At 34.2% G+C, this 15,628-nt stretch carries 10 protein-coding genes; 3 read left to right on the top strand and 7 right to left on the bottom strand.

What is annotated here, in order from left to right; genetic code table 11:
• Nucleotides 1-99: 99 nt before the first annotated feature.
• Nucleotides 100-603, top strand: a complete 504-nt coding sequence (purE, locus tag FDY99_RS04890) for a 5-(carboxyamino)imidazole ribonucleotide mutase (protein WP_139423763.1) — start codon at nt 100-102, stop codon at nt 601-603.
• Nucleotides 604-703: 100 nt separating this feature from the next.
• On the opposite strand, the gene FDY99_RS04885 is transcribed toward purE, so the two are convergent.
• The 4 genes from FDY99_RS04885 to ahcY form a co-directional block, all read right to left on the bottom strand.
• A complete protein-coding gene (locus FDY99_RS04885; protein WP_139419632.1) occupies nt 704-2,254 on the bottom strand; it encodes a BspA family leucine-rich repeat surface protein in 1,551 nt (516 codons plus the stop codon).
• Between the two features lie 18 nt (nt 2,255-2,272).
• The gene (locus FDY99_RS04880; protein ID WP_139419630.1) at nt 2,273-4,042 is read right to left on the bottom strand and encodes a BspA family leucine-rich repeat surface protein; all 1,770 of its coding nucleotides are present in this window, start codon (nt 4,040-4,042) and stop codon (nt 2,273-2,275) included.
• Between the two features lie 69 nt (nt 4,043-4,111).
• The gene (gene yiaA, locus FDY99_RS04875) at nt 4,112-4,504 is read right to left on the bottom strand and encodes an inner membrane protein YiaA (RefSeq protein WP_115949027.1); all 393 of its coding nucleotides are present in this window, start codon (nt 4,502-4,504) and stop codon (nt 4,112-4,114) included.
• A 340-nt stretch (nt 4,505-4,844) separates the two neighbouring features.
• The gene (ahcY, locus tag FDY99_RS04870) at nt 4,845-6,158 is read right to left on the bottom strand and encodes an adenosylhomocysteinase (RefSeq protein WP_139419628.1); all 1,314 of its coding nucleotides are present in this window, start codon (nt 6,156-6,158) and stop codon (nt 4,845-4,847) included.
• Between the two features lie 162 nt (nt 6,159-6,320).
• On the opposite strand from ahcY, the gene FDY99_RS04865 reads away from it, so the two are divergent.
• Nucleotides 6,321-6,851, top strand: a complete 531-nt coding sequence (locus FDY99_RS04865) for a HugZ family pyridoxamine 5'-phosphate oxidase (RefSeq protein ID WP_139419626.1) — start codon at nt 6,321-6,323, stop codon at nt 6,849-6,851.
• Nucleotides 6,852-7,346: 495 nt separating this feature from the next.
• A complete protein-coding gene (locus FDY99_RS04860) occupies nt 7,347-7,961 on the top strand; it encodes a 4'-phosphopantetheinyl transferase family protein (RefSeq protein ID WP_139419624.1) in 615 nt (204 codons plus the stop codon).
• Here FDY99_RS04860 and FDY99_RS04855 read toward each other — a convergent pair.
• From FDY99_RS04855 to porU, 3 genes are all read right to left on the bottom strand, one after another.
• On the bottom strand, nt 7,942-10,206 hold the full coding sequence (locus tag FDY99_RS04855) for an FUSC family protein (RefSeq protein WP_139419622.1): 2,265 nt from the start codon (nt 10,204-10,206) through the stop codon (nt 7,942-7,944). The genes FDY99_RS04860 and FDY99_RS04855 overlap by 20 nt on opposite strands.
• Before the next feature lie 166 nt (nt 10,207-10,372).
• A complete protein-coding gene (gene porV, locus FDY99_RS04850; RefSeq protein WP_139419620.1) occupies nt 10,373-11,539 on the bottom strand; it encodes a type IX secretion system outer membrane channel protein PorV in 1,167 nt (388 codons plus the stop codon).
• 56 nt (nt 11,540-11,595) lie between these two features.
• Nucleotides 11,596-15,495, bottom strand: coding sequence for a type IX secretion system sortase PorU (porU, locus tag FDY99_RS04845; RefSeq protein WP_139419618.1), 3,900 nt, complete (start codon nt 15,493-15,495; stop codon nt 11,596-11,598).
• Between the last annotated feature and the right edge of the window lie 133 nt (nt 15,496-15,628).

Below are 15,628 nucleotides of genomic sequence, written 5' to 3'. Positions count from 1 at the left end.
CAGAACAAATGGGTACAGAACAGCAGAATTTTGAAGTTACAGAATTGACGATTCACTTTTTTAAAATCCTTATCTTTGAGGTCTAATAAAATTGAAAAAATGGTAGGAATTATTATGGGAAGTCAGAGCGACTTACCGATTATGGAATTGGCGGCTAATTTTCTGAAAAGTTTAGACATTCCTTACGAGCTGACTGTAGTTTCTGCTCACAGAACTCCGGAAAGAATGTTTGATTACGCAAAAACAGCCAAAGAAAGAGGATTGAAGGTAATCGTAGCCGGAGCTGGCGGAGCTGCCCATCTTCCGGGAATGGTTGCAAGCTGTACTACTTTACCAGTGATCGGAGTTCCTATACTTTCCAGCAATTCTATTGACGGTTGGGATTCTGTTTTATCTATTTTACAAATGCCGGGCGGAATTCCTGTAGCAACAGTTGCATTAAACGGAGCATTAAATGCGGGAATTTTAGCAGCAAAAATATTAGGAAGCGGAAACGAAGAAATCGCACAAAAACTACAGGTTTATCAGGATACTTTAAAAGATAAGGTTTTGGGAACTGTAGATGATATTAAAGCGAAGCATCCTAATCAATATGATCTTTAACTTTAACATTCAATGATTACTATTAATGGGTTTATTAATCTCGTCAATGGCAATCAATTCTTTTATAAAGTAAGGCCTCACATTTTTTGTGAGGCCTTTATTATTTTTTGATGAATTTGAAGGATTGTATTTTTTCTTTTGTAATGATTTGTAAAATATAATTTCCGGGAGCGAGAGTCTGAATATTGATATAATCTTTGTTTAATGAATCTTTCATTATTATTCTGCCACTAAGATCTGTTATAATAAAGCTTTTGGCATCGGATATATTTTTTAAATAAATAGCATGATGGGCAGGGTTGGGATAAATAGAAGGCTTTAGATAAACCGTCTCGGAAGTTGCAAGACCTTCTTTCGTTTGACAAGTTCCCAAGGTGTCTCCGAGCATTAACCATCCTTTACTGATGAGGATATTTCTGTCTACAACGACATCCGGCGAATAAGAAAGCATCAGTAATGGAGACAGCGAAATATTGTTGGGTGTATTTGGATTTTGTGCCCATCCTGTAAGGGTCGTACTGTAATTAATACAGCTCATTGCTGCTCCGCTTATGGCAAGACTTGCATTGGTAAGCGAAGTTAGATCCCAACTTCCAAGGCTTTGATCAAAGCTGTCTGCACCGGCAAATATTCCGCTCATATTTTGAACATTACTTGTGTTCCAAGATGACAAAGGTTTGTTAAAATAATCTGCATCATGAAACATATGTGAAATATCAGTTACATTAGATACATTCCAGCTGTTAATAGATTGATTAAAAATAGCATTAGTAAACATACCAGACATATTGGTAACCATTGAAGTATTCCAATTATCTAAAGGTTGGTTAAAAGCTTTAGTTGCCTGAAATAAATTACTCATATCTTTTACGTTTGATGTATTCCAACCGTTAAGATTTTGATTAAATACCTGTCTTCCTCCAAACATCTGACTCAAATTTTCAGCTGATGAGATATTCCAATTGTTAATTGGAGGATTAAAGGTATCAACATTTGAATTACCTACCCCGCCAAACATGCCTTTAAAGTTTTTAATGGTAGAAACATTCCAATTGGCAATAGATGTACTTACAGTAAGCCCAGGTATTTTATAAAACATATATGAAACATCGGTGACGCTATTGAAATTTGGGATGTCTGTTGCAGTGATTTTCAAATTTCTGCAGTTTACGAATGCGCTGTACATCGATATCCACTGAATATTTCCCCATTGTTCAACTTCAAGAATTCTTTCTATGCTTCCTAAATTTTCAAATACTGGCACTGGGTCTGATATCGTATTGGGATTTATTAAGCCAAAACGAATCTGTTTAAAACTTCCGTTTCCATTACTTATTTTTACTCTGTATTTTACATCATCAGATACAGGGTTTAAGGCGGTTCCGAAATCGATTAAAACCTGAGTGGTAGAAGTTACATTAGACATCGTTCCGTTGTGTTGCAGATAGCCTATTTCTTCCCAATTTATTGTATAGTTTTGTCCTACTCCGGGAAACCATATTTGATTAGCTAAAACCTGATTGGGTGCAGCAACAATTTCATCCATATTTATAGCTGTAGTAGGCTTCCATATGGTAATAAATTCGTTTTGTGCTTTTGCAAATTGTCCTAAAAACAGCAAAAGAATAAAAGCGGATATTTTTTTTAGCATATTTTATTTTTATAAAGATTACTTTTTAATAAATTTAAAATTCTCAATATTTTTATTTGCTATAATCTGTAAAATATAACTTCCAGGGATAAGACTTTGGATATTTATAACATCTTTAGCCAAATAATCTTTCAATATAATTCTTCCACTGAAATCTGTAATAATATAACTTTTTGCATCTTTAGCATTATTTAAATAAATAAAATCTGATGTCGGATTAGGATAAATTGAAAGACTGTTTTTTAGTGTGTTTTCATTCACTGCAAGCTTTTCACATTCACCTGCAAGATCTCCGGTAAAAATCCATCCTTTATTAATAAGAATATTTCTCTTGTTGATAATGGTTGATGTATAAGTAAGATTCATAAGAGGACCTAAATTAATATTATTTGCTGTATTAGGGTTATCTGCCCATCCTGAAATAGTATCACTGTAATTGGTACAGTCTATTCCTGTTTGGGTAATTGCTAGCAAAGCAGCTGTAAGAAGTGGAAGATTCCAGCTTGCTAATGTTTGATTAAAAGATGTTGCACCTTGCAAAAAAATATTCATCTCAGTTACCTTGCTTGTGTCCCAATTGTCTAAGGGTTGATTAAATGCTGTACAGTTATGGAACATATGAGATATATTGGTAACTTTTGAAGTGTTCCAACTGTTCAGGGGTTGATTAAAATTAGGAATCAAATGAAACATAGCACTCATATCTGTAACATTTAAGGTATTCCAATTATCAAGAGGTTGATTGAATGCTGTACATTCAGCAAACATATGGCTCATATTGATAGCATTTGAGGTGTTCCAACTATTAAGAGGTTGATTAAAGACAGTACAGCCCTCAAACATATGACTCATATTGATAACATTTGAAGTATTCCAAGTATTTAAAGGTTGATTGAAGTTAAGCATAGCATGAAACATAAGAGACATATCTGTAACATTTGAAGTATTCCAGTTATTAAGAGGCTGATTGAAAGTGTAACAGCCTGAAAACATCGCACTCATATTAGTAACACTTGAGGTATTCCAGGAATTTAAATTTTGATTAAAAACTTTTCTGTTTTCAAATAGTGATTTAAAATTTGTGGCTGCAGAGGTATTCCAATTTTCAATGGGAGGGTTAAATGTATCTGCAAGTTGATAGATATTTTTATGAGCAAACATAAAGCTGAAATCTTTTACATGAGAAGTATCCCAGTGTGCCATTGAAGGATTTCCAGTAAAACTGCTGGTGTTAAAAAATAGGTGTGAAGCATTTTCAACATTTGATAAATTCGGAGTATCTGTAGCAGTTAACTGTAAGCTTTGACAATGTGAAAATGCATTAAACATCGAAGTCCATTGTATATTACCCCATTGCGATATCGCAAGAATCTTGTCTGAATTACCAAGATGAGACCAGATTTTAGCTCCATTTGGGTCTAAGGTGAAAGAAGCAAATTGTATTTTACTAAAAACTCCATTTCCATTACTTATTTTTAGGCGATAAGTCGCCTGATTTGGAGTTGGATTTATCGGTGTTCCAAAATCGATTAAAATTTGACCGGCAGATGTTATATTCGTTAAAGTACCATTATGCTGAGGGTAATTTATTTCTTCCCATTGAATGGTATAGTTTGTTCCTGTCCCCGGAAACCAAATCTGGTTTGCAGATGATTGGGATGATGCGGTTACATAGGTTGTAATTGCTGCATTTACACCACTCGGTTTCCAGATGGTGATAAATTCGTTCTGTGCTTTTAGTAAATGAAAAATAACTAAGAAAAAAAGGGGTAAAAACTTTTTAAGCATATCAATATTTTGTGAAATAAAGATATATAAAAATAAAAAACTCACCAAATCTGGTGAGTCTAAGTTATTCTATTCCTGCATCATATTGTCTCGGGTATTCTTCTGAACGGCGATTGCACCAAATAAAGCCAGTAAAAATGCAAAAGCATAAAACCCTTTTTCACTCGGTAAGATGGTTGCGTTGAATAATCCTATAGTTAACAGAACAATAGATGATATGGTAGCAAACCAACAGATTCCGTAATAAATATCGGTGACTTTGATGTTTTCTAATCTGTCACGAACTGCTTTTTGTAAAGAAATTACGGCAAATAAACCGTAGAGTAGGATGGTAAAGTAGTAACCTTTTTCGTTAAGTTGCATTTCAGCCCTTACCAAACCGACAATAAAACCAACCATTCCGGCTCCTAAAGCAATCCATGATGCTGCAACGAATGCATTTGAAACTCCTTGTTTTTTCATTAAATGTTATTTTTGTTTATTATTGATTCAAATATATTATTTTTTAAATTAATGTTAACGATTATTTCATTGGAGTTTGAAATTATTGAAGTCAGCTGTAAAATATTAGCCCCTATAAAAACGACATCCTTTTTTGGGGTACTGTAGAAACCTCATAGGTTTTCAAAACCTATGAGGTTTAGCTTTGGAGAAAAAAGATACAGCGGATAGCGGGAAATAGCTCCTGAAATAGAGTTTGAGAGTAGGAGAGTGAGAGTGTTTGAGAGTTTGAGAGTTTGAAAAATATTAATAAAAAAACGCTCCGGAAAAATATCCGAAGCGTTCTATTTTTGCTAATTGTTTAGTATCTGTAATACTCAGGTTTGAAAGGTCCTTTCACGTCAACACCGATGTACTCAGCTTGTTCAGGAGAAAGAGTTTCCAACTCAACGCTTAATTTTTTAAGGTGAAGAGCAGCTACTTTTTCATCTAAATGCTTAGGCAACATGTAAACTTCGTTTCCGTAAGCTTCAGAATTGTTCCAAAGTTCGATTTGAGCCAAAGTCTGGTTAGAGAAAGAGTTAGACATTACAAAAGATGGGTGACCTGTAGCACAACCAAGGTTTACCAATCTACCTTCAGCAAGAATAATTACTTCTTTACCTTCGATTGTGTAGATGTCAACTTGAGGTTTAACTTCAGATTTTGTAGAACCATAGTTTTCGTTCAACCAAGCCATATCGATTTCATTATCGAAGTGACCGATGTTACAAACGATAGCTTTGTCTTTCATTTTAAGGAAGTGCTCTCCTCTTACAATGTTGAAGTTACCAGTCGTAGTGATTACGATATCTGCGTTATCAACTACAGTATCTAATCTTTTTACTTCGTAACCGTCCATTGCAGCCTGAAGCGCACAAATTGGATCGATTTCAGTAACCGTAACGATAGAACCAGCTCCTCTGAAAGATGCTGCAGTACCTTTACCTACGTCTCCGTATCCGCAAACTACCACTCTTTTTCCAGCCAACATTACGTCAGTCGCTCTTCTTACAGCATCTACTGCAGATTCTTTACATCCGTATTTGTTGTCGAACTTAGATTTAGTAACTGAATCGTTTACGTTGATTGCAGGCATTACCAAAGTTCCGTTCTTCATTCTTTCGTACAATCTGTGAACACCAGTTGTAGTTTCTTCAGAAAGTCCTTTAATATCTTTTGTGAATTCAGGATATTTATCAAAAACCATGTTTGTTAAATCTCCACCATCATCCAAAATCAGGTTCAATGGTTTTCTGTCTTCACCGAAGAATAAAGTCTGCTCGATACACCAGTCGAAATCTTCTTCGTTAAGACCTTTCCAAGCATACACAGGAATTCCTGCAGCAGCGATTGCAGCAGCAGCGTGATCTTGTGTAGAGAAAATGTTACAAGAAGACCAAGTAACTTCAGCACCCAGAGCAACCAAAGTTTCGATTAAAACTGCAGTCTGGATTGTCATGTGAAGACATCCTGCGATTCTTGCTCCTTTCAATGGTTGAGATGGTCCGTATTCTTCACGGATTGACATCAAACCTGGCATTTCTGCTTCTGCAAGGGTAATTTCTTTTCTTCCCCATTCTGCTAAGGAAATATCCTTAACTTTATAAGGAACGTATTGTGTTGTTGTACTCATATCTTATGAATAATTTAATTTCTAATTATAAACTGCAAAATTACAACATATAATTTAGATACAAAAACAAGCTTTGAACTTCCTTTTTATGAGATAATACAGTGTTAATTTTATTTGTTTTAAATCTAAATAATGTATTTTTGCACAAAATAAATCTCTATTATGAATCATACAAATACTCAGGAAGAAGCTCAAAGACAGGCAAAACCTCTTGCACCTAAAGTAAAAGAATTGGTAGAAAGAACTAAAAGCATCATTTTGGCAACAGTAGATACTGAAGGAACGCCTAATTCTAGCTATGCTCCTTTTGTACAGATAGAAGATACTTTTTATATTTTAGTTTCTTTCATGGCAAAACATACCAAAAATCTTGCAGACGGAAGAAAAACTTCTATTATGTTTATCGAAGATGAGTCTGCAACAAAGCAAATTTATGCAAGAGAAAGATTAACGATTGAAGCTTCTACTTCTCAGGTTGAAAGAGATTCTGAAACCTGGAATACTGTAGTTGCTCAATTAAAAGAAACTCACGGGAAAGTAGTGGATGTAATTTCTGAAATGAAAGATTTTATCTTAATCGGTCTTCATCCAACAAAAGGTTCTTATGTAAACGGTTTCGGAAGCGCTTATTTTGTAGATGAAAATCTTGAAATTATGGAGCATAGAAACGATCAGAATCACCAGAGTAAGTAGGATGATGGAAGCTGGGTGTTGGATGTTTTACATGTTACGCTTTAAGTTTTTCACTTTTAAATAATATTCAAATTCACTTAAGTCTTAGGATTTAAGTGAATTTTTTTTGTTCTAAATTTTAATCTAAATTCCTGCGGTCAATTTGTCATTCTGGAAGCATCTCAACATTATGCGTTTAAACATTGTCTAAATGCTTTCAGCATGACAAACTATGAGTGAGTCTTGTAAATTCTGTTTAAACGCAAAGATTTATTTTGCAGACTGTATTATTTAAGGAGCAAAGAATAATCAACAAAGTTGATTTGATGAAGCGCTCTTTTATTTTCATGCTTCATAAGCAACTTGTTGCAATTCTTTGCTCCTTAAATTCAACATAAAAGTTAATAAATCTTTGCGTTTAAAAACAAAAAAGCAATTAGTTGCAAAAACTTCCATCATCCAACTTCCATCTTCCAACCAAAATTTTTTCACTAATTTTACCCAATAAACAAACCCATGCCTCTTTACCGAGATTTTTCTGATGATACTGCAACTATTCTGGTCTGGAAATACGACGAGAATGATGAACTTAATATTGATGAGCTTTTAGAACCCGAAAATGCCGAAAAAGTAAAAGATTATCATCCTAAAAAATTGTTGGAGGTTTTAATGGTCAGAAAACTTTTGAAAAGTTTAAAACCCAATTCGAAAATTCTGTATAAAGAAAGAGAACCATTTTTATCACCGAAAGATGCCGAAATTTCTATTACCCATTCTTATCCTTTTGCGGCGATTGCCATTTCTAAAAATAAAATAGGAATTGATATTGAAAAATTTAATCCTAAAATTTTAAGAGTAATCGACAAATTCACTTACGAAAACGAAAGAGGTTTTATCCCTTTTGATACGGAAGTTGTTTTTTATACAATTATTTGGAGCGTGAAGGAAAGTATGTACAAAATTCATCACTCCAAACATTGGTCGCTGAAAAAGCATTATGAAGTAAGACCCTTTGAATTAAAACATCTGCATCAAATTAAATGCAGAGTTCATGACGATAAGATTTCAGACGAGCTCAAAGCAAGAGTGGAATTTTTCGACGAGTATTGTTTTACGATTGTGGAAGAGTAGAATTTTCTTCGTTTCTGTACTTTTCAATTACTTTTCGCTGTTCTTTAGCAACATCATAAATCAGTTCCAAAACATCGTGGATATTTTTCAATTCAGTTAAGTGAGAAATTTTGTTAGGATCTCTTGTATCGAAATGTTCTTTTTCGAGAAGTTCTGTTTTTCTTTTGTGAAGCATATCTTCGATTGAAGAATCTTCTGGCTCAAGACGGCTGTCCATTCTTAACGTTTCTGAAATCTTATCTCCGTTAAGTATTGCTGAAACCTGATTCATTTCAGATTCTATTTTTTTGCTCCAGCTTTCAGAGTCTATTTCCGGATATTCCTGATCACTTTTGGCGTATTGCGACAATGATGCGGTATACGCTGTAATTAGATGTGAAGTTGCCACAAACTGATGGACTACTTCCAGTTTTTTCTGTTGATTTTTAGGATCAGAAATCATTCTCTGGAAATTATCCGAAAGATTGGCTAAAGAAATGATCGCGTTTTTACGTTTTACTTTATAGTCTTCTACATTAAAACCATCATTCAAAAACTTAGACATTACGCTGTGGAAATACGTGAGATTAGATTCTGCAGATTTTTTCATTAAATCTAAATTCTGTGTATGTTCCCAAACCGGAAGCACAATATACGAAACCACAAAAGCGATAATTCCGGCGATAAAAGTATCTACAATTCGGTCTTTAAAAATAACATTTACATTTCCCGGATTTAAGAAATTAAAACTCATAAAAACATAAATTGTCATAAACAAAACCGCCCAGAAATATCTTCCTTTTAATAAACTGAAACATAAAATCATGCTCAACAAAAGAATAGCAAAAAGCAAGGCATTAATGTGAATAAAGTACAATAAACCATAAGCAATCACCGCTCCTGCAACTGTTCCGTAGAAACGCAGAAGATTTCTCTGTTTGGTAATAGAGTAGGCAGGTTTTAAAATAGCAACAATGGTAATTAAAATCCAATAAGTATGACCAATTTCTACAAACGGCAGCAAAGAAACTAAATATCCCAATAAAAGCGCAACCGTAATTCTTATCGCATGACGAAAATGTGATGAGGTAAGAGAAATATTGCTTTTTAAAACCTTAAAATTAATTTTCTCTTCTTTAGGCATAAATTTCTTTAAATCTAAACCTGTAGAAAGACTTTTTGCCAGTTTTACGTTCTGAGAAAAAACCTTGTAAATCTCACTGATCTCTTTGGTAATTTCGTTGATACGCATCATAATTTGGCGTAGAATCATGAAATTTTCCAAATTCTCAGGAGTCATTTCCTTATTTCTCAATTCGAAATAATGTACATTAAGCTCATGAAAGCGTACTTCAAGATTGAAAATTGGTCTTGCTCGTGTGCTGCTTTGTAAAGAGATGCCGATGTTGGCAATTTCTTCGGAAAGGATATTTAAATAGTCATGAATTTTAACTAAAATTTCGGTGTCTTCAAAACTTTCCTGAAGCTTTTTGTAATCGCTTTCAGAGGTCATCAGTTTTTCGTGAAGGTCCATTGAATTCAGAAACATCAGCATCAATAATCTGCTTATTGTTGTGGATTCATTGACGATGGTTCTTGTTTTAAAAACAGTTTCGCGGGTTTCTTCCTGAAGATTTTTAATTCCGATCTGCTTTGTAATGACTTGTAAGCTCAGCTTATCGAAATCAGGATTTTTCTGGTAATAATTTGCTTTAATTTTAAGAAATTCTGCAAGCTGAAGATAATTTTCACCAATCATCTGACTTGCCAGTTTATACGGCTGAATTGTAGTAACAATAAGGAAAATCAATAAAAACCAGATACACCCGGCTGCAAAAATCAATAAACTTTTCAGAATATTGGCTCCGGTTAAATGACCATCAATAAAGATGGCTAAAACAACTAATGCTAACGAACCTACAGCGGCTAATCTTTGTCCGTAAACTCCGATTAATGAGAAAAACATTCCGAAAACAATGACTTCGAGAAGAACAAGCGGAATAATTCCTTTCACCAGACTCGCAATTGACGCAACAACGACAAAGCAGAAAATAGCAAAAGTTAATGAATTTCTACGTCTGATAAATGGTCCCGGCTGATCTGTTAATGCAACAAAGCTGGTTCCCAAAGGAAAAAGAAAATATTCTTTGAGTAAACCGAAGTAGGAGAGAACTAAACACGGAATCACCGTCGCCAATGTAATTCTTATGGAAGAATATACATATTGGCTGGTTACGATTTTTTTGAGCTCCGAAGAATAGTTCATATTACAAAAATAAGAGTTAAATGTGAATTGGCAGGTTTACTTCGTACGTGAATTGTGAATTTTTATTTAAATATTTTATTAAAGCACATATAAAATGACAGCAAAGTACTGAAACAAAAAAAGCCTCATAAAAATGAGGCTTTTCAAAACTTTTTATATTCGTTTTTTAATAATCCACATTTGAAGTTTCATCACCAATGTTCCAAGTTAAACCGAAACGAATAGTGTTATCTAATGCTGTATTAATTTTAGACATATTGATTAAGTAAGATACATCAAGACCGAAAGAACGGTATTTTAAACCAATACCCGCAGTTGCAAACTGTCTTGCTCCCTGCTCTTCGCTTTCGTGGAAATAACCTCCTCTTACAGCAAATGCATTGTCATAAGAATATTCTAATGCACCACTGTACATAATTGAGTTGGTATTCTTGAAAGATTTTCCGATACCTGCCATTACCCCAACATTTGGAACTTGGTACATTGGCTGTCTTGTATTAGGATCTGTTCCTACAAATTCTGATCCCGGAACCAAGATTTTAGATCCTTCTACAGAAAGACCTACTTTGTTCATGTCATCAAGATACATATCGTAACCTACACCAATTCTAGCCATTGTAGGAAGATAAGATCTAGAAGCCTCATCACCTGTATAGTCTAATTTCGGACCTAAGTTTGTAATCGAGAAACCTCCATTTATTTTACCATCCATATTTCCGAAGCTAGAAAACTTTGGAGATGTATAGTAACCTGAAACGTCTACCGCAAAAGTATTTGCCGGCTTCAGTGTAGTATCAGTGTTGAATCCTCCAGATAAATCTGAACGAATGAATCTACCTGTAACCGCCATAGAGTAAGAATCTGATAATTTCAAAGCATATGCAACGTCGATTGACATTTCGTTTGGTTTTGAAACCCCATTAGATGTTACTGTATTGTCTACACCAAGCTCAGTAAGTTCTACTTCCCCCATATTGAAGTAATAAATACTTGCAGAAATAGTAGATCTTTCTTCCTGACCTAAAAATTTATGGAAAGCACCGTACAATAAGAATACATCATTGGTTAATTTTCCCATATATGGAGTATAGTTCAAACCTACAGAAGAACTAGTTCTGCTAAAAGGATATTTTGCAGCATTCCAGAATTGAGAGAATGCATCAGGTGAAGTTACCACACCCTGATCTCCCATACCTCCTGATCTTGCATCTGGTGCGATTCTAAGGAATGGAGCTCCGGTTAATACAGGTCTTACCTGACTCAAATCTTGCGCGTAGCTTAAAAAACCAGCACTCAAACCAATCCCTAAAAGCAGTTTAGTAGTTAAATTCATATGTTGTCTTTTATATATTATCAGTTTTTTATTGATATTGTTGATTAATTATTTATTTACTTCAAAAGTACCATTTTTTCTACAGCTGTAGCACTTCCTTTGCATTTTTCTTGATTTTGACTTTTTGCAAATATCTTAAAAATATACGTACCTTTTGCAACTGTGTCACCAAAATCGTCTTTTCCGTCCCATTCAATTGCCTGACGTGGCGTTCTAAAGCCCTGTAGGAAAGGTTCTGCGACTACAACATTTGTTAAAGTTCTTACTAATTTTCCTGTAATTGTATAAATTTGAACGTTTACATCTAAAATATCATCACAATTATGTTCAAATTGAACGTATGTTTTATTGGTAAAAGGGTTTGGCCAGTTCAATGGTCTGTTAATAATCAAATGTTGATCAGCTTCATCTTTAACTTCAAAGTTTAACGTTTCAGTTGTCGAATTATTGTTGATGTCCCAAACTTTAAATGTTAACTGATGTTGACCTATCGCCAAGTTTCTGAAAGGGTAGGTTACATTTCCTTTTTGATAGTCTGCCAAAGCAGGATTGATACATCCGTTTCCTTCACCTGACGAGAAGAAATCATTTAAAACAATGGTGTTAATAATTTGCCCGTCTAAATATACTGTAATATCATGACCAACACCAGAACCTGTAGAGTTTATTCCCGTATCGTCATTCAAACATGCCAAAAGCATAGGATTCTGATTTGTAATGCCGCCATTTGCAAAATTAGTGTTGTTCATGTACAATTTTATTTTTGGTGGCTCATTATCATTGATTCCGTTAGGATTAATATCTCCTACCTGTACAAACTGATTATCGAATACATCAATCGATTTGTTATCAGCATAACCTAAGATTCTACCTTCTCCTACTGCATAATTAATGTCTTTAGGAACATAAAATTCTACAGTGAAAACTCCATTTACTGCTGTTCCGGAAGCTTTTACTATAGCGCTTCCTTCTTCTTTGTAGCTTAAAACAGGAGTTAATCCACCATCATTGTTTAGAGTTGTTTTATTTAATTTTTTATCAAAAATATTAATTACTACTCTTCCGTTAAAGCTTGTATTTAAAGTTCCGTTTGGATTATTAATATGACCTTTCACTTTTACAAAATCTAAGCCTCGGATTAATCCGGGAACAGGAGTTTCTATTCCGTCAATCACTAATAATCTCTGAGGTCTACTCAATTTCATCGCAGGATCTCCCAAGACATTTACTTTTAAATGATTGCTGTTTCCGGGTTTTAATTTTTTTGCATTCAGATGGGCATTCCCGATAGTGTTAAAATCATCATTGGTCATTTTAAACATTTCTTTTGTATAAAGATCTGTGAAATCTCTTCCATAGTCTACACCAATTGCTCTACTAGATGTAATCATTGCCGCGGGGCCTCCCTGTTTTAATTTTATAAACTGTTCTCCTGCCGAAAAAGTAGACGGCTCATCCCAAAGTGTGAATTCACAGGTAATTGTTGATACAAACGGGAATCTGCTGTAAACATTTGAGAAATTATTTGAGTTCTGAATTTCATCTGTTGTTAAAACTCTTTCCTGAGCCCATCCATTGATACCTCCATGCCCAAAATAAAACAAATAAAGACTATTGCCTATATCATTAGAGATTGCCTGGTTTACTTGAGGATATCTCTGGCCTCCTGCTGTACTTTGCGCCTGAAAAGCATCCAGATAAAGCTTTCTCACATTGTATTCTTTCAAAGTATTTACTAGCGGAATTTCAAATGTGTTTACAAGAGTGTTATTCATGACATTATGAAAAGGACCTCCTCCTTGCCCATCGTCATCCACAATAAAATCAAGCTTCATTCTCCATTCTCCGAAAGGCGATGACTGTCCAGCAAGTGAGTTGTAATATGCTAAAGTTTTATCAATCATATTGGCTGCTTCTGTAGGATTGGCTGCCGGGATTCTACCTATTGGTAAATCTGGAAGATTATTTGATATTTCAGCAGCCGTTTGTGGTTTTGTCATTACAATATAATCGTCTGTAACAAATGAACCCACAAAATCCGAAGATACTTGACTCTGATAACTTGAAACAATATTAGTGTTATTCGAAACTCTGTTTTTATAATCATATGATGTATCTCCTAATATAAATACATATTTAAGACTGCCAAGCGGAGTATTAAGTTTTGTTACAAAATCTCTTATTGCTGTAAGATCTTTGCTTCCACTGCCAAATTCATTGTAAATCTTATCTGTGTCTACAATCTGAACATTAAAATTATTTTTTGTCTGGTGATAGTTGGCAATTCTTTGAGCCTGTGCCATCATTGGAGGCGTTGTGATAATTAAATAATCTACATTTTGTAAAGCTGAAAGATTTTGATTGGCGATTCTTCCTACAAATTGAGGTGAAAAAGCAGCGTCGGCTCTGAAAGCTATAAATTCATTATTAAAATTAGGATCGGAAGTAGAATATCCAAAATTGAAATTTCCGCTTCCCGGTGCCTTGTTTACTCTTCTGTTGGCATTTGTAATATCGGTCACATCCCAAACTTGCTCCAGATTTCCGGTATTAGAAATACTAAAACCGTAATTGGTATTGGTTCCGCTTGCCAAAGAGAAATCTCTGAAACTCATCTGAGTGCCATTGAATTTTAAATCATCTTTGTATTGCACTTCTGCATAATCTAGATAAAAAGCCCCGTTTGGATTGGTTGAAATATTGGGTAAATAATTAATCGTAAGTTGGTTTCCTGAAAGGTTAGAAATAGAGCCGTTGTAATTAATAGGAAAATAATCATAGGCATAATCAGGATCGTTTGCTGGTACTGTTTGTGGTGAAGAATTTTGACTGTTGATGTTAAAAGTAATACCGTTTTGCTGCGCTCGCCATCCTACAACCTGAGTTCTGTAGCGTATAACATCAGTTCCCTGGATAGCTGAGCTTAAATTAAACGTTACTGCTTTATCGGTTGTGAAACCTTGGTCTTCCACCCAAATTCTTCCTACTTTAAATAAATTTTTCTGATCATTGTTAATAACCTGATAGTTGTCAAATCTTGAAATGAGTGTTGTTGTCGGAAGATTTACATCAACGTCTTGTACTCTTTTTCCTGGTCCTTTATCAAAATTAATATAGTAATAGGAGAAGTCTTCATAGATATTTTTTACGTTTTCACTTCTGTCACTTAGTCTCGTCTCAGCTCTCTTAAATCCATTTCCATTTGCCTTGTTATACAGGTTATATCCATTTGGTCCTTGAGCGTAGAAAAGAGCATAGTCGCCATCATTCCAGACATTATCATCTTCACCCACTACCTGGATAGCATTTTCCTGCAAAGCACTGTATTTTACATCCTGATTAAACTCCGGAAGCATAACGCCACCATTTCCGTAGATTCTAAAGTTTTTCGGATTGATATTAGCTGGGTTCATTCCATTGTCTCTTAGAAACTGGGCGGTTATTTTGAAAACTCCAGATTTATCAACTTTAATTTTATAAAAACCACCACTAGATAACGGATTTTGAGTACTTCCTACTTTACTTGCCATTTGAGGAGCAGATGCATTGGTTTCAGAAATATCAAAAGAAGATAATCTCTGAATTCTTCCTTTTATATTTTTAAATAAGCCAACACGCACACTTGCGTATCTTTCTCCTTCAGAATAGTAATAGTCTATATCTGAAATATCAAAATCCTGAATAAGATCTTTATTCATTTCAAACAAATCTTTTGCAGAAACAGATTCCCAAATAAGATTAGAAACACGAAGCTGTTTTTCACCTGTTTTTTGCTTATTAACGATAAAAATATTATTTTGGCTGTACGAAAAACCTTCGTTTTTGAAGTTTGGAAGATTCCTTTTTGTATCACCATAATCTTGAATTTTAGCACCGTCCCAATTTATGGGCACTCTTTGAGCCCAAGAGGTTGATACAAAAGCAAATACAAGTAATAGAGTGATTTTTAGTCTCATGTTGATGTTTGAAATTTCTAAATTACAAAATAAATGAAAATTTTGTAATTAATATGTGATACCATAAAATTAATTTGTTAAGAATTTTCAAAAAAATCAAATCTTTATTTGATTTATTGAATAATTTATTTTT

The sequence above is a fragment of the Chryseobacterium mulctrae genome, from assembly GCF_006175945.1.
In the GTDB taxonomy this organism is placed as follows: Bacteria; Bacteroidota; Bacteroidia; order Flavobacteriales; family Weeksellaceae; genus Chryseobacterium; species Chryseobacterium mulctrae.
Note: the sequence above shows the minus strand (reverse complement) of the source record. Positions and strands in the feature narration are given on the sequence as shown.

What these genes read in the sequence shown, in the direction of transcription:
- purE (WP_139423763.1), top strand. Translation starts at nt 100, where the DNA reads ATGGTAGGAATTATTATGGGAAGTCAGAGCGACTTACCGATTATGGAA.
- FDY99_RS04885 (WP_139419632.1), bottom strand. Translation starts at nt 2,254, where the DNA reads ATGCTAAAAAAAATATCCGCTTTTATTCTTTTGCTGTTTTTAGGACAA.
- FDY99_RS04880 (WP_139419630.1), bottom strand. Translation starts at nt 4,042, where the DNA reads ATGCTTAAAAAGTTTTTACCCCTTTTTTTCTTAGTTATTTTTCATTTA.
- yiaA (WP_115949027.1), bottom strand. Translation starts at nt 4,504, where the DNA reads ATGAAAAAACAAGGAGTTTCAAATGCATTCGTTGCAGCATCATGGATT.
- ahcY (WP_139419628.1), bottom strand. Translation starts at nt 6,158, where the DNA reads ATGAGTACAACAACACAATACGTTCCTTATAAAGTTAAGGATATTTCC.
- FDY99_RS04865 (WP_139419626.1), top strand. Translation starts at nt 6,321, where the DNA reads ATGAATCATACAAATACTCAGGAAGAAGCTCAAAGACAGGCAAAACCT.
- FDY99_RS04860 (WP_139419624.1), top strand. Translation starts at nt 7,347, where the DNA reads ATGCCTCTTTACCGAGATTTTTCTGATGATACTGCAACTATTCTGGTC.
- FDY99_RS04855 (WP_139419622.1), bottom strand. Translation starts at nt 10,206, where the DNA reads ATGAACTATTCTTCGGAGCTCAAAAAAATCGTAACCAGCCAATATGTA.
- porV (WP_139419620.1), bottom strand. Translation starts at nt 11,539, where the DNA reads ATGAATTTAACTACTAAACTGCTTTTAGGGATTGGTTTGAGTGCTGGT.
- porU (WP_139419618.1), bottom strand. Translation starts at nt 15,495, where the DNA reads ATGAGACTAAAAATCACTCTATTACTTGTATTTGCTTTTGTATCAACC.